At 70.6% G+C, this 19,234-nt stretch carries 20 protein-coding genes; 10 read left to right on the top strand and 10 right to left on the bottom strand.

Going from position 1 to position 19,234, the window contains the following annotated elements; all coding sequences use genetic code 11:
- Positions 1–21 precede the first annotated feature (21 nt).
- On the top strand, positions 22–1,986 hold the full coding sequence (locus ACWEOO_RS21325) for a heparinase II/III domain-containing protein (protein WP_452144466.1): 1,965 nt from the start codon (positions 22–24) through the stop codon (positions 1,984–1,986).
- On the opposite strand, the gene ACWEOO_RS21330 is transcribed toward ACWEOO_RS21325, so the two are convergent.
- The 5 genes from ACWEOO_RS21330 to ACWEOO_RS21350 all read right to left on the bottom strand — a co-directional run bounded on the left by ACWEOO_RS21330 (position 1,907) and on the right by ACWEOO_RS21350 (position 6,792).
- Positions 1,907–4,516 (bottom strand): cation-translocating P-type ATPase, encoded by a 2,610-nt coding sequence (locus ACWEOO_RS21330; RefSeq protein ID WP_452144467.1) that lies wholly within the window; start codon positions 4,514–4,516, stop codon positions 1,907–1,909. The two genes, ACWEOO_RS21325 and ACWEOO_RS21330, sit on opposite strands and share 80 nt — an antisense overlap.
- A complete protein-coding gene (locus tag ACWEOO_RS21335; protein WP_452144468.1) occupies positions 4,513–4,884 on the bottom strand; it encodes a hypothetical protein in 372 nt (123 codons plus the stop codon). Before ACWEOO_RS21335 ends, ACWEOO_RS21330 begins: the two co-directional genes overlap by 4 nt.
- Positions 4,885–4,889: 5 nt before the next feature.
- Positions 4,890–5,216 (bottom strand): hypothetical protein, encoded by a 327-nt coding sequence (locus ACWEOO_RS21340; protein WP_452144469.1) that lies wholly within the window; start codon positions 5,214–5,216, stop codon positions 4,890–4,892.
- 119 nt (positions 5,217–5,335) lie between these two features.
- The gene (locus ACWEOO_RS21345; protein ID WP_452144470.1) at positions 5,336–5,959 is read right to left on the bottom strand and encodes a glycerophosphodiester phosphodiesterase; all 624 of its coding nucleotides are present in this window, start codon (positions 5,957–5,959) and stop codon (positions 5,336–5,338) included.
- Entirely contained in the window at positions 5,956–6,792 is an 837-nt protein-coding gene (locus tag ACWEOO_RS21350) for a lysylphosphatidylglycerol synthase domain-containing protein (RefSeq protein ID WP_452144471.1), read from the bottom strand. Before ACWEOO_RS21350 ends, ACWEOO_RS21345 begins: the two co-directional genes overlap by 4 nt.
- A gap of 265 nt (positions 6,793–7,057) precedes the next feature.
- Between ACWEOO_RS21350 and ACWEOO_RS21355 the strand changes: the two genes are divergently transcribed.
- Positions 7,058–7,804, top strand: coding sequence for a phosphatase PAP2 family protein (locus ACWEOO_RS21355; protein ID WP_452144472.1), 747 nt, complete (start codon positions 7,058–7,060; stop codon positions 7,802–7,804).
- Here the strand turns inward: ACWEOO_RS21355 and ACWEOO_RS21360 are convergent.
- A complete protein-coding gene (locus ACWEOO_RS21360) occupies positions 7,759–8,769 on the bottom strand; it encodes a lysylphosphatidylglycerol synthase transmembrane domain-containing protein (RefSeq protein WP_452144473.1) in 1,011 nt (336 codons plus the stop codon). The genes ACWEOO_RS21355 and ACWEOO_RS21360 overlap by 46 nt on opposite strands.
- A 151-nt stretch (positions 8,770–8,920) precedes the next feature.
- On the opposite strand from ACWEOO_RS21360, the gene ACWEOO_RS21365 reads away from it, so the two are divergent.
- From ACWEOO_RS21365 to ACWEOO_RS21380, 4 genes are read left to right on the top strand one after another with little or no spacing between them, the layout of a single operon-like run.
- On the top strand, positions 8,921–9,346 hold the full coding sequence (locus ACWEOO_RS21365; protein ID WP_363718263.1) for an Hsp20/alpha crystallin family protein: 426 nt from the start codon (positions 8,921–8,923) through the stop codon (positions 9,344–9,346).
- 56 nt (positions 9,347–9,402) lie between these two features.
- Positions 9,403–10,647 carry a type III sulfide quinone reductase, selenoprotein subtype gene (sqr, locus tag ACWEOO_RS21370; RefSeq protein ID WP_452144474.1) on the top strand — a complete coding sequence of 415 codons (1,245 nt, stop codon included), beginning with the start codon at positions 9,403–9,405 and terminating at the stop codon, positions 10,645–10,647.
- Positions 10,644–10,949, top strand: a complete 306-nt coding sequence (locus tag ACWEOO_RS21375; RefSeq protein ID WP_363718265.1) for a TusE/DsrC/DsvC family sulfur relay protein — start codon at positions 10,644–10,646, stop codon at positions 10,947–10,949. Before sqr ends, ACWEOO_RS21375 begins: the two co-directional genes overlap by 4 nt.
- 10 nt (positions 10,950–10,959) lie before the next feature.
- The gene (locus tag ACWEOO_RS21380; RefSeq protein ID WP_355691002.1) at positions 10,960–11,478 is read left to right on the top strand and encodes a DsrE/DsrF/DrsH-like family protein; all 519 of its coding nucleotides are present in this window, start codon (positions 10,960–10,962) and stop codon (positions 11,476–11,478) included.
- Positions 11,479–11,491: 13 nt separating this feature from the next.
- Here ACWEOO_RS21380 and ACWEOO_RS21385 read toward each other — a convergent pair whose 3' ends face one another.
- The 3 genes from ACWEOO_RS21385 to ppk2 all read right to left on the bottom strand — a co-directional run bounded on the left by ACWEOO_RS21385 (position 11,492) and on the right by ppk2 (position 13,982).
- Positions 11,492–12,274 carry a universal stress protein gene (locus ACWEOO_RS21385; RefSeq protein ID WP_452144475.1) on the bottom strand — a complete coding sequence of 261 codons (783 nt, stop codon included), beginning with the start codon at positions 12,272–12,274 and terminating at the stop codon, positions 11,492–11,494.
- Entirely contained in the window at positions 12,271–13,080 is an 810-nt protein-coding gene (locus ACWEOO_RS21390) for a 2-oxo acid dehydrogenase subunit E2 (RefSeq protein ID WP_452144476.1), read from the bottom strand. The genes ACWEOO_RS21385 and ACWEOO_RS21390 overlap by 4 nt, the downstream gene beginning before the upstream one ends.
- Positions 13,081–13,187: 107 nt before the next feature.
- On the bottom strand, positions 13,188–13,982 hold the full coding sequence (gene ppk2 / locus ACWEOO_RS21395) for a polyphosphate kinase 2 (RefSeq protein ID WP_452144477.1): 795 nt from the start codon (positions 13,980–13,982) through the stop codon (positions 13,188–13,190).
- 115 nt (positions 13,983–14,097) lie between these two features.
- Here ppk2 and ACWEOO_RS21400 point away from each other — a divergent pair, with 115 nt between their 5' ends.
- The 3 genes from ACWEOO_RS21400 (at position 14,098) to ACWEOO_RS21410 (ending at position 17,240) form a co-directional block, all read left to right on the top strand.
- Complete coding sequence (locus ACWEOO_RS21400) at positions 14,098–15,534, top strand: DUF779 domain-containing protein (protein WP_452144478.1); 1,437 nt, start codon at positions 14,098–14,100, stop codon at positions 15,532–15,534.
- Positions 15,535–15,557: 23 nt separating this feature from the next.
- Positions 15,558–16,520 (top strand): Acg family FMN-binding oxidoreductase, encoded by a 963-nt coding sequence (locus ACWEOO_RS21405; protein WP_452144479.1) that lies wholly within the window; start codon positions 15,558–15,560, stop codon positions 16,518–16,520.
- A gap of 108 nt (positions 16,521–16,628) precedes the next feature.
- Complete coding sequence (locus ACWEOO_RS21410; protein ID WP_452144480.1) at positions 16,629–17,240, top strand: Rv1733c family protein; 612 nt, start codon at positions 16,629–16,631, stop codon at positions 17,238–17,240.
- A 6-nt stretch (positions 17,241–17,246) separates the two neighbouring features.
- On the opposite strand, the gene ACWEOO_RS21415 is transcribed toward ACWEOO_RS21410, so the two are convergent.
- A complete protein-coding gene (locus tag ACWEOO_RS21415) occupies positions 17,247–17,564 on the bottom strand; it encodes a 2TM domain-containing protein (protein ID WP_452144481.1) in 318 nt (105 codons plus the stop codon).
- A 149-nt stretch (positions 17,565–17,713) separates the two neighbouring features.
- Here ACWEOO_RS21415 and ACWEOO_RS21420 point away from each other — a divergent pair, with 149 nt between their 5' ends.
- Positions 17,714–19,219, top strand: coding sequence for a DUF4389 domain-containing protein (locus tag ACWEOO_RS21420; protein ID WP_452144482.1), 1,506 nt, complete (start codon positions 17,714–17,716; stop codon positions 19,217–19,219).
- Positions 19,220–19,234 lie beyond the last annotated feature (15 nt).

A 19,234-nucleotide genomic window follows, 5' to 3' on the forward strand; every position in this document is an offset into this window, starting at 1 on the left:
GTGCAGAAGGGGGGAAGAACGATGAGATTCAAACGAGCGTACTGCGTCATCGTTGGGATCGCCGTTCTGCTGCTGGGGGCAGGAACGACGGCCGGTGCCAGCCGGGCACCGACAGCAACACCGGCGACCACCACAGGCATCACGATCGATCCGGCATCGCAGGACCCGGGGGAGTCCCAGTTCGTGCCGGGCGCGAGCAACGTGGTACCACCGACGGCCGCGCCGGCCACGGACATCGGCACCGCGGCGGTCCAGAGCCTGGCGGCACCGTTCTACGCGTGCCCCGGCTACAGCGGACTCGAGAAGACGAATCCGTTGGCGAATCTGTACGCCGACAAGTTCACCTGGGGACCGTACGCGGCGTACAAGGTCGGTAACGGCGGCGGGAACATCAACTGGTCGCTGAATCCGTACAAGAACGCCAGCTGGTACATGTGGTTCCACTCGCTTCGTTGGCTCGGCCAAGGAATCGCGGCCGCGAGCACGGGCAACCTGACGGCACTGACCCGGGTGAACACGATCGCCTACGACTGGTACCGCGACAATCCGTACTCGTGGAAGGCGAACGTCGGCGCATGGGAGTCCACCATGCACCGCACCAACGTGCTGATCTGCCTGCGGCAGGCGATCCTGTCCGGGCTGAAGGTGACCGCGGTCCCGGCTCGGTACGCGTGGGTGGACGCGGCCCTGCTGAGTCACGCGCGGTTCCTCACCAACTATTGGAGTGGCGCGTGGAATCACGGCACGGACGAGAGCATCGCGCTCTTCGGCGTTGGCGTCACCCTCAATCGCAGCGACTACAAGAACCTCGCCGTCAAACGTCTCGCGGCCGGCATCACGACCTCGATCGACGCACAGGGCTCGACCAACGAGCAGTCGACCGGCTACGCCTCGTTCAACTACTCCTTGTGGGGCAGGGCGGTCGCGGTGTTGCAGAACGGCGGGGTGAGTCCGGGGACGACGATCACGACCCGGCGAGCACTGCTGGCCAAGTGGCTGACGCTGGCGACGAACTCGGTCGGCCGGTTGCCCCAGATCGGGGACACCGAGCTGCAAGCGACGTACCCGTGGAGCGGTACGCCGATGGAGTACGCCGGTTCACTGGGTACGAAGGGCACCGCGCCGCCATGGCGGGTCGGGGTCTACTCGGCGGGCTATGTGTTCGGCCGGACCGGGTGGGGCACCGATCCCACGAGGGGCTTTAAGGGCGAGTCGGCGTACAGCATCAGGTACGGCCCGCCGCGGGCGTTCCACGGGCACTTCGACCACACCGGCATCACCTACACCGCCCGTGGTCGCGACATCGTCATCAACGGCGGGTACGCGGCGTACAACGCGGGGGTCTGGCGCACGTGGACGCTCGGACCCAGTGCGCACAGCGTGATGACCACACCGATGTCGACGTACACGAACCCGACCACCAGGCTGGCGGCGTACTCGGTGAAGACCACCTCAGAGTCCTACGTGTTCACCGACGCACCGGGAAGCGGGATCAGCCGGGTACGGAGGGTTCTGGTGCTGAAGAACCCGGACCTGATCGTCACGTGGGACGTTGCCTCCGCGCGGACCGCTCAGTCGTTCCAGACGCTGTGGCACCTGCCGTCGGATCAGCGCGCGACCGTCTACTCGCGGACGACCGCAACCGCGATCGCGTCAGGTGACAGCACCAGGACGGTCCTGTTCCAGGTGCCGTTCAAGCAGGCACTGCCGGCCGGAGCGACGTTGGTGAAGCAGGGGCAGAGCAGCCCGATCCAGGGCTGGACCTACCCGAGCAGCTACGTCCGGAGGTCCGCACCGACGATCATGATGGCTCGCTCCGGCAAGACGGCGTCGATCCTGTCGTTCGTCGTCCCGGTCCGGGCGTCGGGAGCGGTCACCTTCAAGGCGCGCTCGTCCGGTTCGACCTTCATCGTCTCGCTGAACGTGGGCGGTAAGGCGGCAGCCATCGCGATCTCCGGCGGCGGTTCGCTCTACCGAGCCGGCTGACGGCGGTGACCAGACCAGGCACCGAGGCCAGTGCGGCCGCGTACAGGACCTCGGTGCCTGTCACTGCCTGCAGCCCGAGAAGGTCGCGCAGCGGAGCGAGTATCAGCGGCAGCACCTGGGCCGCCACGGCGCCGGCGACCGCGAGGTCGAGGAAGCGGAGGCGTCGGCCGGCCGACGGAGTCGGCCGGCGCAACGCCAGCGCGACACCGAGCTGGGCAAGCCCGAGGACGAGGTAGCTCAGGGTCTGCCACGGCGCACCGGCACTCCGGGCCCAGAGGGCCGCGGTCAGCGTCACGGTCGCGATCAGGGCGCCGGTCCACGCGATTCGTTGCCACAGGCCCGCACCGAGGATCTGCTCCTGCGGCGACCGCGGCGGTTGCCGCATAGCCCGCGGATCGGCGGGTTCGGCGCCGATCGCGACGCCGGGCAGACCGTGCGTGAGCATGTTGATCCACAGGATCTGCCCGGGCAGCAGCGGTACGGCGAAGCCGAGCAGCGGACCGATTAGCATCACGAGCACCTCGGCGAGGCCACCGCCGAGCGCGTACCGCAGGAAGGTGCGGATGTTGGTGTAGATCCGCCGGCCTTCCTCGATCGCGGCCTCGACCGTACCGAGGTCGTCGTCGGTCAGCACCAGGTCCGCGGCCTGGCGGGCCACCTCAGTGCCGCCGCGGCCCATCGCGACGCCGATGTCGGCGCGCCGCAGCGCGGGCGCGTCGTTGACGCCGTCGCCGGTCATCGCGACGACGTGACCCTTCGCCTGCCAGGCGCGGACGATGCCCAGCTTCTGCTCGGGCCGGATCCGTGCGAACACGCGGCCGGCGGTCGGGTCCTGGCCGGCGTCGATGTCGGCACCGGTGACGACCTGGCCGTCGTGGACACCGACGCGTTCGGCGACCGCGAGCGCGGTGCCGGGGGCGTCGCCGGTGATCAGCAGCAGGCCGATGCCGGCCCGGCCGAACGACGCGACCACCTCGGCGGCGTTGTGCCGCACGGGATCGGTGATCGCGACCAGCCCGGCCAGCCGCAGGTCGTTCTCGGTCCGGGGCGCACCGGGCGGCAAGGTGTTGTCGGCGACCGCCAGCACGCGGTACCCGGCCTCCGACAGCTCCGCGGCGACGTCCTTCGCCCGCGCGATGTCGCCGTACGGCGTGACGTCGGCGGTGAGCATGACCTCGGGTGCCCCCTTGCCGATGACGAGGAGATCGTCGCTGCCGGGCTGTTCATGGAACGTGGTCATGCGTTTGCGGGTGCTGTCGAACGGCACCTCGTGGGTCCGCGGATACGCGGCGCGCAGCTCGTCGGGGTCGACCGATCCGCGATGCGCGAGGGTCAGGAGCGCGGCCTCGGTCGGATCGCCGATCGGCTGCCAGGCGGCACGGTCGGCGGTGTCGGCAGTGTCGGCAGTGTCGGCGGGGTCGGCGGGGTCGGCGGGGTCGGCCGCCGGCGGCCGGAGCGCGGCGTCGTTGCACAAGGCAACGTCACGCAGCAGCCGCCGGACGGCGCCGGAATCGGGCGGCCGCAGCTGGCCGGCAGGTTCGTAGCCGACGCCGGTCGCGGTGGCCGCGCCCGACTCGGTCCAGAGCCGCTCGGCCTGCATGATGCCCTCGGTGAGCGTCCCGGTCTTGTCGGTCGCGACCACGGTCACCGCGCCGAGCGTCTCGACGGCCGGCAGTTTGCGGACGACCGCGGCGCGTTGCGCCATGCGGTGCGCGCCGATCGCGAGCGCGAGGGTGACCACCGCGGGGAGCGATTCGGGGACGGCGGCCACCGTCAGGCTCACCGCGGTCACGACCATGCTCGGGAGCGGCAGCCCGCGGACCAGGCCGGCTACGGCGACGATCGCGGAGAGCGCGACGACGACGATGCTCAGCGTCCGGCTGAGCCCAGCGAGTCTGCGTTGCAACGGCGTCGCTCGTGGGCGCTGGTTCGACAACAGTGCGGCGATCTGGCCGAGGGCGCTTCCGGGTCCGGTCCGGGTGACGGTGCCGGTGCCGCGGCCGCGGGTGACGACGGTTCCGGCGAACACCTCGTCGGCCGGGTCCTTCTCGACCGGAACGGATTCGCCGGTGAGGGTGGACTCGTCGGCCTGCAGCTGGACCGCGTCGAACAGGACGAGATCGGCCGGTACGACGTCACCTGCCTGGAGCAGGACCACGTCGTCGGGTACGACGTCGGCGGCGGGCACCACGGTGGTATGGCCGCTGCGCCGTACGGTGGCGTGCGGCGCCGCCAGGCGGTTGAGCGCGGCGAGCGCGTGCTCGGCGCGGATCTCCTGGACGACGCCGACGGTGGTGTTGAGGACGACGACGGCCAGGATGACCGTGAGGTCGGTGAAGTCGCGCAGGCACGCGGTGAGGATCGCGGCCGCGATCAGGAGCAGGATCATCGGATCCCGCAGCTGGACGAGGACCCGTAGCCACGGCGACGGCGGCCGCGGCGCAGGAATGCTGTTCGGTCCGTGCTCGGCAAGCCGCAGTGCGGCCTGCTCCGCGGACAAGCCCCGCGGAGAGGTCTGCTGAACGGTCATCGGCGAACTACGGCGTCATGCCGCGGGCTGCCCCGGTCGAGCAGGTCCAGTGCGAGGACGAGCAACAGGCTGCACATGAAGGCGGCGAGCAGCAACTCGACGCCACCCGTCGCGGCGAGCGCGATGGTCAGGACGTAGAGCACCAGGGCCAGCCCAGCTGCCCCGGCCTCGACGCGTCCGAGCCGGGTCGTGCGCTGACCGCCACGGATCACCCAGAAGGCGAGGCCACCCAGGAACAAACCGGTGGACGCCATGGCACGCGGGTCGTCGATCAGAGGCACGTCGCTGTCGACGAGGTAGCCGACGTACGGCACCAGGACGGCCAGCAGCAGCACCACGGCGAGGATGTCGCGGACGCGGAGTCGCATCGCCTTCACCTCCGACCGGACCGGGGCCTGGGGATCGAGACGATGGTCCAGGCGGCGGCGAAGAGGACCACCAGTGTGGTCCGGAGGGCGTCGGACCAGTCGCTGGTCCAGACGGCGGTGGCGAGGACCTGGGGGAAGAACGCGATCCAGACGAGGATCTCGGCCACCAGCGGCAGGTCGCGGATCCAGGCGGCCAGATCGTCCAGCCGGCCCTGGGACATCAGCACGAAGAAGACGATCCACAGCCCGGTCATCCAGACGAACCATCCGGTCGACGACGGAGGCACCCGCCGTACTCCGCGGGTCGCGTTGGCGGTCGACGGCTTGGACATGGCGACTCCCTTCGGCAGGCTCGGGGCGGCGGCCGCAGGGGACGACGCCGTCCTCACTTCGAGCATCCGTCGCGGGGCGCGCCGTCACAGGGGGCGTTGGACCTGTTTCAGCGGGCCGGTCAGCGGGCCAGGACGCCGAGGTTCTTGCCGATCACCCCGTCGACTCCTAGGCGTTGCGCGTCGGCGAGGTCGGCCGCGGTGTCGACCGGCCAGGTGAACACCACCTCGACGGTCCGTCTCAGCTCGGTCACCGTCTCGGGTGTGAGCAGCCGCCGGTGGACGCAGACGCCGTAGGCCGGCCGCCGCCGGAGCCGGGCGCGCAGCCGCCTGAGACCGCGGCGGCTTCCGGCCGACAGGACGAGCCGGACGTTCGCCAGGTCGCGAAAGGCGCGGAGCATCCACCAGTGCTGGGTGCAGACGGTGATCGCGGTCCCGGGCAGCTCGGCCGCCAGCCGCCGCGCGAGCCACGGATGGATCCCTTTGAGATCCAGCATCAACCGCGGATCGCCCTCGGCCGCGGTCAGCAGCTCGTGAAGCTCGGGCACCCGTACGTCGCGGCGCCGTACGAGCTCGCCACGCTCCCACAGCCACCACGGCCCGAGCGTCTTGCGGTGCCGCACTTCCAAGCGGCCGCGATACGCATGGATATCGGCCTCGACGAGGTCGGCGCCGCCGTCGAGGGCGGACCGCAGCAGGCCGAGGTCGTTGCCGGCGCGGTGTGCGATGGCGAGTGGTCGCATCATGCCGTCTCGGGGTGCCGTTCGGTGAACCAGCCGCGCCAGCGCAGGAACATCAGGCTGCCGCCGATCAGCAACGCCGGGATCCAGTACAGCAACGTGGTCAGTGCGACCGCGCCGAACGCCTCGCGCCACGAGACGCCGATCGCGGCCAGCCCGGCCACCAGGGCTCCGTCCCGCGGACTGGCGCCGTGGACACCGGGCAGTACGCCGGCCACCTGGCTCGCGCCGAACACCGCCACCAGTTGCAGCCCGGGCACCGGGCCGCCGACCGCGGCGATGGCTCCGACGAGCAGACCGAGGATCGTCGCCTGGTAGCCGATCGACAGCAGCACGCCGAGCGCGAACACCTTCGGCGACGGCCACGGCCAGCGGCCGGTGAGGCTCGGACGCCGGTGTCGTACGACGAGGGCCGCCACCAGGACCAGCGCAGCGGCGCCGAGAGCGATTGCCAGCACCGTCCACGGCAGCGTCACTCCGGTGACCGCCACCGCGACGACCAGACCGACCGCGCCGACGAAGCGGTCCAGCGCGACCTCGGCGGCCGCGCTGGCCCGGCGTACTCCGGCGGTCTCGAGCCGATGCACCCGCCACAGGTCGGCGCCGGCGTGCCACGGCGTGATCAGCCCGAGGATCTCGCTCTCCGCGTACGCACGCAGGTGCCAGCGGCGGGTCCGGCCGCTGGTCGAGATCGCGTGCCACCGCAGCGGACACAGGACGTACTTGCCGATCGCGAACGGCAGCAGTCCGAGCACCGCCGGCAGTACGGCGGTGTGCGGGACGCGTTCGACGTTCCACAGCGAAACAACGACCGCTGTGACGAGCGCTGCGAGGCGCACGCCGCGATGAGTGATGATCTTTCGGCCGCCACGCCCCAGACGTGTGAAATGTTCTCGGCCCAGTTGCATGAGGGGTCCTTCCGGGGCCTCCGGTGCGACGCACGGTGACGCGCCACCCGGCAATGCGATGCCAGGACCATAACCGGCCGATGCAAATCCGGCATCTCGGCGCCTGTCGTGGACCTTCGTCCCGGCCCGGCCGGGCGCTATGCCTCTAGGTCGCCGGACCGGCCGGTTGCGAGCGTGGACGGAGGAGGTGCGGCCGATGGTGGCAGGAGATGTGACGGCGGTACTGCGGGTGACGCACCGGATGCGTCAGGTGGCTCGCGAGCTGCTCGTGATCACGGCGGCGATCCTGTTGTACTTCGTGGTACGCGGACTAATGACGACGCGGATCGACACCGCCTACCGCAACGCCGAGAACGTCATCGCCCTGGAGCGATCGACCGGGATCTTCGTCGAACCGCGGCTGCAGGAGGTCGTGATCCAGCACGGCTGGCTGGCCGAGCTGTTCGGATACATCTACATCTACGGGCACTGGCCGGTGGTGGTCGCCACGCTGCTGTGGTTGCTGATCCGGCAGCGTGAGGCGTACCGGACGTTCCGGAATGCGATCCTGTTGTCCGGTGCGATCGGGCTGGTGATCTTCGCGGCGTTCCCGGTCGCGCCGCCGCGGTTCCTGACGGCGTACGGCTTCGTCGACACGGTCACCGAGCGCACCTCGGCGTACCGGGTCCTGCAGCCGCCGGCCTTCGTGAACCAGTACGCGGCCGTGCCGAGCCTGCACTTCGGCTGGAACCTGCTGATGGGGATCGCGGTCGCGAGCCTGGGCGCACACTGGATCATCCGTTTGTTCGGTTGGCTGATGCCGGTGCTGATGTTCTGCGCGATCGTGCTGACTGCCAACCACTACATCGTCGACGGCCTCGCCGGCGGAGCGATCGCGCTGCTCGGGCTGCTGGTCGGCTACCGCCTGGGCAGGAAGCCGCGCTGGGCTCGCAGGCTCAGATAGCACAGGCCCGCCGCCGGGACCGGCGCCCAGAACTGGAGCAGCCGCCAGGACAGGACGGCGAGGACGGCGGTTTCGCCGGGGACGCCGAAGCCGATCAGAGTCGAGATCGCGATCCCCTCGACGATCGCGATGCCGCCGGGCGTGAGCGGAACGGCGGCGGCCAGGTTCGCGGCGCAGTACGCGAGCAGCAGCGGCACCGGACCGACGAGTTCGCCGTACGCGAGCAGGAAGGTCCAGAGCACGGCCGCGTCCAGAAGCCAGTTCAGCGTTCCCCAGATCAGGAAGGCCTTGCGGACCTCGCGGGCGGCGAGCAGGTCACGCAGCCGGAGCGCGACCGACGTCACCCAGGGCCGCACGCGGCGGGGGAGCCGGCGCAGGAGCACCCGCAGCAGGCGCGCCGCGAACCGTTCGAGGGCGGAACGCTCCCGGACGGCGAGGACGCCGGCGGCGATCGCGACCAGCCCGATCAGGAACATCGCCAGGTACGCCGGCGTCGCGTCGCGCAGGAACAGGGCCGGGATCGAGGTCAGCCAGGCGATCAGGAGCAGCGCAAGGTACGAACCGACGGCCTCGGCCGTGATCGTCGCGGTGATGTCCGTCGTTCGCGCGCCGCCCGACTGGAGCAGCCGGAAGCGGAGCGCGGTCGCCGTCGCCGCGCCGCCGGGTACGACGTGGCTCACGCCGTACCCGGTGACGTCGGAGCGCAGGATCCACGAGAACCGGACCCGGCTCCCACCCAGCAGCGCGCGAGTGACGAGCGAGTAGCTGACCAGGCTCGCGGCCTCGAGCACGCCCGCGGCGACGATCCAGAGCGGATCGAGCTGCGTGACCCGATCGAGGGAATCCCGCGCGGGAGCGAGCTTCGGGAGGACGACGTACTCGATCAGAGCGACCAGCAGGACGAGGGAGACCGCGGACCAGACCCGGCGGTACCGGACCGGCGGGGTCGCCGTCGCGCTGCGCATGCGTCGCTCCTTCCTCTCCGCAGCTTCGTTCTCCGAACGCCGCGGGGGGAGGGCCGAAGGTCCGGCTCGTTCCGGTGCGGAGGGCCCTGCTCCGGTGACGGATCGCGAGGTGTGGTGGAAGTGCAAGCGAAGGCGACAGGAAGGAGACACCATGGCGAGCACGCTGCAACACAGGGACAATCGCCGGCAGTTCGCGGAACTGTTCGACTGGGCCGAGGGCCTGCCGAGCCTGTTCACGATGCCGGCGACGCTGCGCGGCGTCCGGATCGAGGAGTTCGCCGACGGCGACAAGTACGTCGTCCGTGCCGAGCTGCCCGGCCTGGATCCGGACAAGGACATCAAGGTCGAGGTCGCGAACGGCATGCTGACCGTCACCGCGACCCGTCAGCAGGAAGAGCGCGAAGGTACCCGCTCGGAGTTCCACTACGGCACGCTCACCCGCCGGGTGCTGCTGCCGGAGGGCGCGGACGAGCAGGCCGTCGTCGCGAAGTACGGGGCCGGGATCCTCGAAGTGACCGTGCCGATCTCGGCGAAGGCCGCCGAGACCCGCACCATCACGATCGAGCACACCGACTGAAGCCCTCCGACCGGCCCGGCCCGGTGCACCGGGCCGGGCCCAGAAAGGATCTGACGATGAGACGGTTGGTGATCCTCGGTGGCGGGACGGCCGGCACCATGGTGGCCAACAAGCTGCGCCGCCGCCTGCCGCTCGACGACTGGCGCATCACCGTGATCGACGGCCAACGCGATCACCTCTACCAGCCCGGTCTGCTGTTCGTCCCCTTCGGCGGGCGGGAGGATCTGCTGAAACCGCGCCGCCGGCTGCTGCGGAACGGGATCCAGCTGCTGATCGGCGAGATCGCCGCCGTCGACCCGGAGCGGAAGTCCGTCCGGCTGTCCGACGGTGAGGTGGTCTGCTACGACTACCTGGTCATCGCCACCGGTACCAGCCCGCGGCCGGACCAGACTCCCGGCCTGCTGGGCAGCGAATGGCATCGCACGATCCACGACTTCTACACCTACGACGGCGCCTTCGCGCTCCGCGACGCCCTGCAGGGCTTCACCGGCGGCCGTCTGGTCGTCCACGTCGTGGAGCAACCGATCAAATGCCCAGTCGCGCCGCTGGAGTTCACCTTCCTCGCCGAGGCGTTCTTCCGCCGGCGGGAGATGCGCGACCAGGTCGAGCTGGTCTACGTGACACCGCTGGACGGCGCGTTCACCAAGCCGATCGCGGCGCGGTACCTGGGCGGTCTGCTCGACGACCGCAAGATCGCGGTCGAGACCGACTTCCTGGTCGAACGGGTCGACGCCGACCGGAAGGTGCTGGTCAGCTACGACGAGCGCGAGATCGGGTACGACCTGCTGGTCACGGTGCCGCTGAACATGGGTGCGGACTTCGTCGGAGCCTCCGGGCTCGGCGACGAGCTGAACTACGTCCCGGTGGACAAGGGCACCCTGCAGTCCACGGCACACCCGGACATCTTCGCGATTGGCGACGCCAACGACCTGCCGACGTCGAAGGCCGGCTCGGTGGCGCACTTCTCCGCCGAGGTGTTCGTGGCGAACTTCTGCCAGTACGTCGAGGGGCGCGCGATGACGCACCGCTTCGACGGGCACGCCAACTGCTTCGTCGAGACCGGTGACGGCAAGGGCCTGCTGATCGACTTCGACTACGACACCGAACCGCTGCCCGGCCGCTACCCGCTGGGCGGACTCGGGCCGCTGTCCCTGCTCCGCGAGACGAAGGCGAACCACTGGGGCAAGCTCGCGTTCCGCTGGATCTACTGGAACCTGCTGCTCCCGGGGCACCGGCTGCCGGTCCCCACCCGGATGTCGATGAGCGGCAAACACCGACCGGACGAGGAGGTCCGACCATGACCACCGTGCACCCTTCGATCCACACCGACGCGGAAGGTTTCCTCACCGAGTACGACGAGTGGACCGAGGAGCTCGCCGGACAGCTCGCCGCGCGGATCGGCATCGAGCTCACCGACGAGCACTGGAAGGCGATCCGGTTCCTGCGTCAGGACTACCCGGCGCACGGCGAGACCGCGACGCTGCGCCGGGTGTCGACCCTGGCCGGCATCCCGGTGAAGCAACTGTTCGTGCTGTTCCCGGGCAAGCCGGCCAAGAAGATGGCGTACGTCGCCGGCCTGCCGAAACCCCGCGGTTGTGTCTGAGGAGGACACCATGACCACGACCATTGACACCTCGTCGCTGGTGACGCCGGACTTCGGCGACGCGGCGACCGAGGGCCGCAAGCTGGCCATCATCTGCTCCAAGGGCAACCTGGACATGGCCTACCCGGGCCTGATCCTGGCCAACGCCGCGCTCGGCGAAGGCGTGGAGACGCATCTGTTCTTCACGTTCTGGGGTTTCGACATGATCACCAAGTCGCGGATGCACGACCTGAAGTTCACGATGCTCGGCAACACCGCGACGCACCTGCCGCAGGGCCTCGGCGGCCTGCCCGGGATGACCGCGATGGCGACGCACCAGATGAAGAAGCAGATCCAGGAGATCGGCGTCCCCGACGTCCCCGAGTTCCTCGAGCAGATCGTCGCCTCCGGCGGTCACCTCTGGGCGTGCCGGATGTCGGCCGACATGATGCACCTCGACGAGTCGGACCTGTCCGAGGACGTCGAAGGCATCATCAGTGCCGCCGACTTCATCGAGAAGACCGACGGCGCCCAGATCATCTTCATCTGAGCACCCGGAGGTGTCAGCCGCCGGCTGCGGCGGCCGGGATGATGGCGACGGGGCAGTCGGCGTGGTGCAGAACGGTCTGGCTGACCGAGCCGATGAGCATGCCCGCGAAGCCGCCGCGGCCGCGCGCGCCCAGCACGATCAGCGCGGCGTCGGACGACAGGCGCAGGATGTGCTCGGCGGGATGGCCGGTGATGTGGACCAGTTCGGCGTCGTGCCCGCCGCGGGCGTGGACGGCCTCGCGGAGTTCGTTCTCGCTGATCCGGTGCAGCGCGGTCCCGGCGGGCTCGGCGGCGATCACCCGGACGGCGAGATCGTGCCGGCGTGCGTGCTCCAGCCCGAAGTCCAGAGCAGTGTCGCTGGCCGGCGAACCGTCGTACCCGATGACCACCCGGACGCCGGCCATGCCGCCGAGATCGGGCCGTACGACGACCACCGGGCAGCGGGCGTTCGCGGCCAGGTCGAGCCCCGTGGAGCCGACGAGGGCGCCGATCATCACGCCGAGGCCGCGGCTGCCGATCACCACGACCGCCGCCGAGCCGGACGCCTTGACCAGCGCCGCCGAGGGCGAGCCGCTCTCGATCCGGGAGTCGATGACGATCCCCGGCATCAGGCCGCGGGCCTGGGCGACCGCTTTGTAGACGACCTCCCCGGCCTGCGCCGGCGCGCTGCCCGGGGCGAGGGCGTAGACCAGGTGCAGCGGGCTCCGCAGCGCGGCGGCCTCCTGCGTGCCCCATTTGATCGCGACGTCCGCAGCGGGGGAGCCGTCGATGCCGACGACGACCGGGAGGTGCTTCATCCGATCCTCCGGGAGTGGACGGGCGCGGCGCCCGCGCGCCCGGTGGGGATGCCGTCGCCGGCCTGGAGCAGTTCCCGCAACCGGCCGATGAAACGCGCGGCCGGCGCGCCGTCGACGACGTCGTGGTCGACGCTGACGGTCAGCTGCAGGAACTCGCGTTCCACCAGCGTGCCCTGGAAGACGATCGGCCGCCGGGCGATTCCGCCGACCACGACGCTCAGGGTGTGCAGCTGGAAGCCGATGCCCCAGCCCGCTCCGGCGCCGAACATGCCGACCGCCGTGACACCCACGGTGCCCGCCAGCGACTGCTGACGGTGGGGGAGCCGGTGGAGGGCTCCGAGCAGGGGAACCCGGACGAAGCCGGGCAGCAACAGGTACGCGTGCACCCATGGCGCCTTGTGCACCGACGGGCTGAGATGCGGATCGGTCTTGACCGCGTGGATCTCCTGGTGGAGGTCCTTGATCGCGCGGCGGCCGGCGTCGCGGAGCACATGCGTGAACGCGAACGGCTGCCCGTCTACCTCGACCTCGATCGGCAGCCCCACGTCGACCTGGTCGAACACGACCTCCCGGCCGCGCAGGTTGCGGTACGCCTGAATGCCCGGATCCGCGGCGACCGCCGCGGCGACGCAATGGATCACGAAGGCGGTGAACCACTGGTCGGCCTGCTCGCGGCGCAAGGCGTCGCGCGCCGACGTGACGTCGACCTCGAACAGGCCGTGGATGGCGTGCCTGCGCCGTGCGGCGCGCCCGGTGTCGATGACCAACTGCCGTACCCACGGCACAGCTCTGATCTGTGCGCCCACGGTCCACCTCCTGGAGCCGATCTGACCCGAGCATCGGCCTCCCGCGCCGCCGTCCGCACCGGCCGTCGGTCCTCTCCGTGCAGGACCTTGGACTCTCAGACGGATCTTCAGTCGCGCAGGCGGGCCGCGTGGTCGGGCACCTGGGTCTGCATCTCCCGCGGCGTACGTTCGTACCCCTTCGACGGCGGCCGCGGCGGCAGCGCGAGCGGCGGCCGCTGCACCTCGTGGTACGGGACCGTCGACAGCAGGTGCGCGATCATGTTGATCCGCGCGGAGCGTTTGTCCTCGCTCTCCACGACGTACCAGGGCGCCTCCGGGATGTCAGTGTGGACGAACATCTCGTCCTTGGCGCGCGAGTAGTCCTCCCAGCGGGTGATCGACTCCAGGTCCATCGGGGACAGCTTCCAGCGCCGCATCGGGTCCTCGAGCCGGCTGCGGAACCGCCGTTCCTGCTCGCTGTCGCTGACCGAGAACCAGTACTTGCGCAGCAGGACGCCGTCCTCCACCAGCTGCCGCTCGAAGATCGGGCACTGGTGCAGGAACCGGGCGTACTCCTGGTTGGTGCAGAACCCCATCACGCGCTCGACCCCGGCGCGGTTGTACCAGCTGCGGTCGAACAGGGCGATCTCGCCGGCCGCCGGCAGGTGTTCGACGTACCGCTGGAAGTACCACTCGGTGCGTTGCCGCTCGGTCGGGGCGGGCAGCGCGACGATCCGCGCGACGCGGGGGTTGAGGTACTCCGTGACGCGTTTGATCGTGCTGCCCTTGCCGGCGGCGTCGCGCCCCTCGAAGACGACCACGAGCCGGGCGCGCTCCGCGCGCACCCACTCCTGCAACTTCACCAGCTCCGCCTGCAGTCGCAGCAACTCGCGTTCGTAGGCCTTCTTCGGCAACTTCTCCATCCCTGAACCATGCCGCATTCCGGCACCCGCCGGACAGGTCTTTCGGCCCTACGAGCGACGTCCCGGCGGCTGTTCGCTCGAAGAGCACGACGCGCCGATCCGAAGGAGCAGGGCCATGCAGTACGTCGCACCCAACCGTTCTGAGGCCCCCGAGTCCCTGAGGCCGGCCGGTCGCATCACCGCCACCGAGGCTGCCCGCCAAGCGATCCGTCACCTGACCGACACCCGCGGGGCGCCGGTGATGTTCGTCCAGTTCGCCGACCGCGGCGCCGGGAGCACCCCGATGTGTTACCCGGAGCACGAGTTCCCGGTCCGTCCGGGTGACGTGCTGCTCGGCGAGATCGAGGGCAGCCCGTTCTACATCGACCGGCGGCTCGACCAGGCCTGGGGCCAGGACGCGGTCCTGCTCGACGTCGCGTCCGGCGGTCCGGCGGGGTTCTCGCTTCCTGCCGGGCTCGGCGGCCACTTCGTCACCCGGCGAGCCGGTCGTGTGCGCGCATCCGATTCCCGTCCGTCCGAAAGGTCTGAAAGGACTGTCATGAAAGCAGCTGTCGTCACCGACTTCACGAAACCGCTGGAGATCCAGGAGGTACCGATTCCCGAGCCCGGGCCGGGCGAGGTGCTGGTACGGATGGAGACCAGCGGGCTCTGCCACACCGACATCCACGCCGCGCACGGTGACTGGCCGGTGAAGCCCAGCCCGCCGTTCGTGCCCGGACACGAGGGCGTCGGGATCGTCGAGAAGCTCGGCGACGGCGTGACGGAGCGGGCGGTCGGTGACCGGGTCGCGATCGCGTGGCTCGGCTACGCGTGCGGGAAGTGCCGCTACTGCATCGGCGGGTGGGAGACGCTCTGCCTCGAGCAGCGCAACTCGGGCTACTCCGTGAACGGCAGCTTCGCCGAGTACGCCGTCCTGCCCGCCGCGTTCGCGAACCCGGTGCCGGACGAGGTCTCCTCCCGGGACGCCGCGCCGCTGACCTGCGCCGGCGTGACGACGTACAAGGCGATCCGGGTGGCCGGTGTCGCGCCGGCCGAGACCGTGGCGATCTTCGGCGTCGGCGGACTGGGGCACCTGGCGCTGCAGTACGCGCGGATCGCCGGCGGCGTGACGATCGCCGTCGACATCGAGGACAGCAAGCTCGAGATGGCCAAGCAACTCGGTGCGGATCACCTGGTGAACGCGGCCACCACCGATCCGGTCGAGGCGATCCAGGCCCTCGGCGGCGCCGACGTCGCGGTCGCCCTGGCGGCTGACCCGCGGTCGTTCGACCAGGCGTTCCGGTCGCTGCGCCGGGGCGGACGGCTGGTCTGCGTCGCGCTGCCGGCGGGCGACGGCGCACTGAGCCTGCCGATCTTCGACACGGTGCTGAACGGCAAGACCGTGATCGGTTCGATCGTCGGTACCCGCAACGATCTGGCCGACGTCTTCGCCCTGCACGCGGCGGGCCGGACCAAGGTAATCGCCGTCGACCGCACGCTCGACGACGTCAACCAGTCGATCGAGGCCGTCCTGGCCGGCGACATCCCGGCCCGCGTGGTGTTCCGGTTCTGAACCTGCTGACGAAGGTGGTCGGGATGGACGAGATGCTGAGCGAGCAGGACCGGAAGGCGTTGCTGGCGGCCGCGGTGCTGGCGCCGTCGATGCACAACACGCAGCCGTGGCGGTTCCGGTTCGCGGACCGGGCGGTCGAGGTGTACCGGGACCGGGAGCGCGAGCTGCCGGCGGAGGATCCGTCGCGGCGGATGCTGTTCGTGTCGCTCGGCGCGGCGATCTTCAACCTCCGGGTGGCCGCGGCCGCCCGGGGGATGGGGTCGGTGGTCAGGCATCTCGTCGATCAGCGGCGGCCGGACCTGGTCGCCGTCGTGGAGCTCGAGGCGGCGCCGAACGATCCGATGGCGGCGCTCGCGCCGTACCTGACCGAGCGCCGGACGAACCGGGAGCCGTTCACCGAGCAGCGGCTGCCGGCGCAGCTGCGGGTCGAGCTCGACCTGTGCGCCCGCGTCGAGGGCGCGGTCCTGCAGTGGATCGACAAGCCGACCCGGCGCTGGTGGTTGCAGATGGCAACGAACGAGGCGGTGACCGCGGACGACGAGGATGCGGCGCGGACGGCCGAGCGCCGGCGCTGGGTCGGTGGCGACCGGACCGCCGACGGCGTCCCGTCGAGCGCGCTGGGCTCGCGGGCCGCGGGTGGCGCCCCGGTCGTCCGGGACCTGGCCGCGACCGAGGCGGACGCGGCGCGGCCGGCGGCCGACTTCGAGCGGGAGCCGCAGCTGGCGGTGCTCGCGACCCGGTTCGACGGGCCGATCGAGTGGCTGCGCGCCGGACAGGCGCTGGAGCACGTCCTGCTGGAGGCCACCGCCCGCGGGGTTTCGACCTCGATGCTGAACCAGGCGATCGAGCACGAGGAACTCCGCGGCGAGATCAACGATCCCCTCGGGCCGTGGCAGCGTCCGCAGTCGGTGATCCGGTTCGGCTACGGCACGCAGGTCCGGCCGACGCCGAGGCGCCCGGCCGAGGACGTACTGCTCGGCGACTGAGGTGGGTCCGGTGGTCCGCCAAGGTCGGGACCTTGGGCCCTGACCACGGGGTCCCCGGAAGGCCGAACGTGGTGTGGAGGGGGAGCCGCAGCCAGGAGGGGTGTGTTCATGAGTGCCGCCAAGCAACGGTCCGGGGAACTGTGGGTGCTCATGCAGACGCGTCGGCTCGGGATCGGCCGCAACGCCATGCGGCGTCGGACCGACAGGCTCGAGAGCACGCTGCTGTGGTGCGCGCTGATCGCTGCGCTGCTGATGCTTCCGATCGGAGCGGCGACCGGCAACGCGGTACGGAACACGCTTGACGCGTCGTCGCAGCGGCAGCGGGCGGCGCTGCACGAGGTGCGGGCGCAGACCCTGGAGAGCGCCGAGCACGACGTACCGAGTGTGCCCGGGGACGTACTGACCGTCATCAAGGTCGGGTACGTCGACGCCCAAGGCGCCCAACGCGAGGGCTACACGACCGTCGTCCGCGGCACCAAGTCCGGCGCCGGTGTGACGGTCTGGCTCGACCGGTCCGGCGCCATCGTCGCCGCGCCGCGCTCCACGTCGGACGACGCGGCGTACGGCGCCACCGCGGGGACGTTCACCGTCCTCGGCTCGTGGTTGCTGCTGTGGGGCCTGTTCCGCCTCGCCAGGATCCCGCTGGACCGTCGCCGCCTGCGGGCCTGGGACGCCGAGTGGAGGACGATCGCCCCACGCTGGCTGCGCGGCCAGAAATGAGCGGCGTCAGCGGCGGCGCTGGATCCGGTCCATCGCGGACCGCACCGCGCTCTCGCTCGGCTGCGGCCAGAACACGTCCCATGCGTGGAAGACCAGGCCGATGCCCCAGCCGAACAGCAGGAAGGCCGGCCAGAAGAACCCTGCGCCGGTCAGGTACCAGATGACCACCAGGAACGTGTTCACCATCAGGTAGGCGAGGACGTGACCGGCCAGGTCACGACGCTTGCGCAGCTCCTCGACCGCCTGCTCGCGCAACTTCTCGTCGGCGTCGGCCGGCAGCGGCCGATCGACGACCTTCTCGTCCATCACTGCCTCCTTGCTCATCATCTCCACCGTGCGCCGCCGCCGGGTGGGCGGTCAGGGGAGCAAGACGTGCCTTCGGCGGGACCTTCGGCCCTGCTCATCCGGCCCGATCCGGTTCGACGCTGGCAGGGACGGATGACGCACAGACAACGGACGCAGGGGAGGACGTGATGAGTACGACGACGTACCCGGTCCGGGTGGACGGGGCACTCGACGACCGGCTGAATCGCTGGTTGTGGCTGGTGAAGTGGGTGCTGGTGATCCCGCACCTGTTCGTGCTGGCGGTGTTGTGGATCGCGTTCGCGCTGCTGAGTTTCGTGGCGTTCTTCGCGATCCTGTTCACCGGCCGGTACCCGCGGGGGATCTTCGAGTTCAACGTCGGGGTACTGCGCTGGTCGTGGCGGGTGCAGTTCTACGCCTACGGCGCTCTGGGCACGGACAAGTACCCGCCGTTCACGCTGCAGGACGTGCCGGACTACCCGGCGCACCTCGAGGTGAAGTACCCCGAGCACCTGTCGCGCGGTCTGGTGCTGGTGAAGTGGTGGTTGCTGGCGATCCCGCAGTACATCGTGGTCGCTTTCTTCGTCGGCAGCGGGACCTGGTTCGCGACGCAGGCGGACGACCGGTTCTGGGCCTGGAGCGGCGGGCTGGTGGGGCTGCTCGTCCTGGTGGCGGCGATCGTGCTGCTGTTCACCGGGCAGTACCCGCGCTCGGTCTTCGATCTGGTGCTCGGGATGAACCGCTGGGTGTTGCGGGTGGCGGCGTACGCCGGGTTGATGGTCGACCAGTACCCGCCGTTCCGCCTGGACATGGGCGGTGACGACCCCGGTACCACGAGGCTGCACGAGCCGCCGCCCGGCGGCCCGCCGCTCGCCGACCGGCCGCAGGACCGGCCGATCCAGTCCGGGCCGTCAGGCCCGCCGGGACAGTCAGGGCCGCCGCCGGCGCCGCCCGGGCAGTCAGGGCCGCGGATGACGGCCGGACGGGTCGTCGCGCTGGTCCTCGGCATTGTCGTGACGCTGGCCTCGGTCCTCGGCCTGACCGTCGGCGGGACGCTGGCCTGGCTCGACGAGGGCCGCCGGGACTCGGCCGGCTTCGTCAACTCCGGCCACGTGACGCTGAGCACCAGCGGCTACGCGCTGGTCAGCGAGAACATCACGATCGACGCCGGCGCGACGAACGTCCCACGGGACTGGTTCGGTGACGCACGGGTTCGGGTGGTCTCGACCGAGGGCATTCCGGTGTTCGTCGGCCTGGCGAGGTCGGCCGACGTGCGGACGTACCTGAACGGTGTCGGCTACGCGACCGTCCGGTCGATCGGCATGAACCGGCCGGCGTACGTCGACCACGCCGGCGGTCCGCCGCCGGTGCCGCCGACCGAGACCGGCATCTGGCGGGTCCAGGCCTCCGGTCCGGGGGAGCAGTCGATCACCTGGCCGATCGACAACGGCGAGTGGACGCTCGTCGTGATGGCCGCCGACGGCAGCGGGAACGTCACGGTCCGCGCGGATGCCGGCGCGACCGCACCCGCGCTGGAGTGGGTCTGGATCGTGGTGCTCGTGAGCGCCGGTCTGACGCTGCTGCTGGGGCTGGCCCTGGTGGTGCTCGCGGTCGTCCGGCGGCCGCAGCCGGGACCTTCGGCCCTGCAAGCGCCGCCGCCTTCGCCGATGCAATGAGAAGGAGGGACACAG

The sequence above is a fragment of the Kribbella sp. NPDC004138 genome, assembly GCF_053603655.1.

What these genes read in the sequence shown, in the direction of transcription:
- ACWEOO_RS21325 (WP_452144466.1), top strand. Translation starts at nt 22, where the DNA reads ATGAGATTCAAACGAGCGTACTGCGTCATCGTTGGGATCGCCGTTCTG.
- ACWEOO_RS21330 (WP_452144467.1), bottom strand. Translation starts at nt 4,516, where the DNA reads ATGACCGTTCAGCAGACCTCTCCGCGGGGCTTGTCCGCGGAGCAGGCC.
- ACWEOO_RS21335 (WP_452144468.1), bottom strand. Translation starts at nt 4,884, where the DNA reads ATGCGACTCCGCGTCCGCGACATCCTCGCCGTGGTGCTGCTGCTGGCC.
- ACWEOO_RS21340 (WP_452144469.1), bottom strand. Translation starts at nt 5,216, where the DNA reads ATGTCCAAGCCGTCGACCGCCAACGCGACCCGCGGAGTACGGCGGGTG.
- ACWEOO_RS21345 (WP_452144470.1), bottom strand. Translation starts at nt 5,959, where the DNA reads ATGATGCGACCACTCGCCATCGCACACCGCGCCGGCAACGACCTCGGC.
- ACWEOO_RS21355 (WP_452144472.1), top strand. Translation starts at nt 7,058, where the DNA reads ATGGTGGCAGGAGATGTGACGGCGGTACTGCGGGTGACGCACCGGATG.
- ACWEOO_RS21360 (WP_452144473.1), bottom strand. Translation starts at nt 8,769, where the DNA reads ATGCGCAGCGCGACGGCGACCCCGCCGGTCCGGTACCGCCGGGTCTGG.
- ACWEOO_RS21365 (WP_363718263.1), top strand. Translation starts at nt 8,921, where the DNA reads ATGGCGAGCACGCTGCAACACAGGGACAATCGCCGGCAGTTCGCGGAA.
- sqr (WP_452144474.1), top strand. Translation starts at nt 9,403, where the DNA reads ATGAGACGGTTGGTGATCCTCGGTGGCGGGACGGCCGGCACCATGGTG.
- ACWEOO_RS21375 (WP_363718265.1), top strand. Translation starts at nt 10,644, where the DNA reads ATGACCACCGTGCACCCTTCGATCCACACCGACGCGGAAGGTTTCCTC.
- ACWEOO_RS21380 (WP_355691002.1), top strand. Translation starts at nt 10,960, where the DNA reads ATGACCACGACCATTGACACCTCGTCGCTGGTGACGCCGGACTTCGGC.
- ACWEOO_RS21385 (WP_452144475.1), bottom strand. Translation starts at nt 12,274, where the DNA reads ATGAAGCACCTCCCGGTCGTCGTCGGCATCGACGGCTCCCCCGCTGCG.
- ppk2 (WP_452144477.1), bottom strand. Translation starts at nt 13,982, where the DNA reads ATGGAGAAGTTGCCGAAGAAGGCCTACGAACGCGAGTTGCTGCGACTG.
- ACWEOO_RS21400 (WP_452144478.1), top strand. Translation starts at nt 14,098, where the DNA reads ATGCAGTACGTCGCACCCAACCGTTCTGAGGCCCCCGAGTCCCTGAGG.
- ACWEOO_RS21405 (WP_452144479.1), top strand. Translation starts at nt 15,558, where the DNA reads ATGGACGAGATGCTGAGCGAGCAGGACCGGAAGGCGTTGCTGGCGGCC.
- ACWEOO_RS21410 (WP_452144480.1), top strand. Translation starts at nt 16,629, where the DNA reads ATGAGTGCCGCCAAGCAACGGTCCGGGGAACTGTGGGTGCTCATGCAG.
- ACWEOO_RS21415 (WP_452144481.1), bottom strand. Translation starts at nt 17,564, where the DNA reads ATGAGCAAGGAGGCAGTGATGGACGAGAAGGTCGTCGATCGGCCGCTG.
- ACWEOO_RS21420 (WP_452144482.1), top strand. Translation starts at nt 17,714, where the DNA reads ATGAGTACGACGACGTACCCGGTCCGGGTGGACGGGGCACTCGACGAC.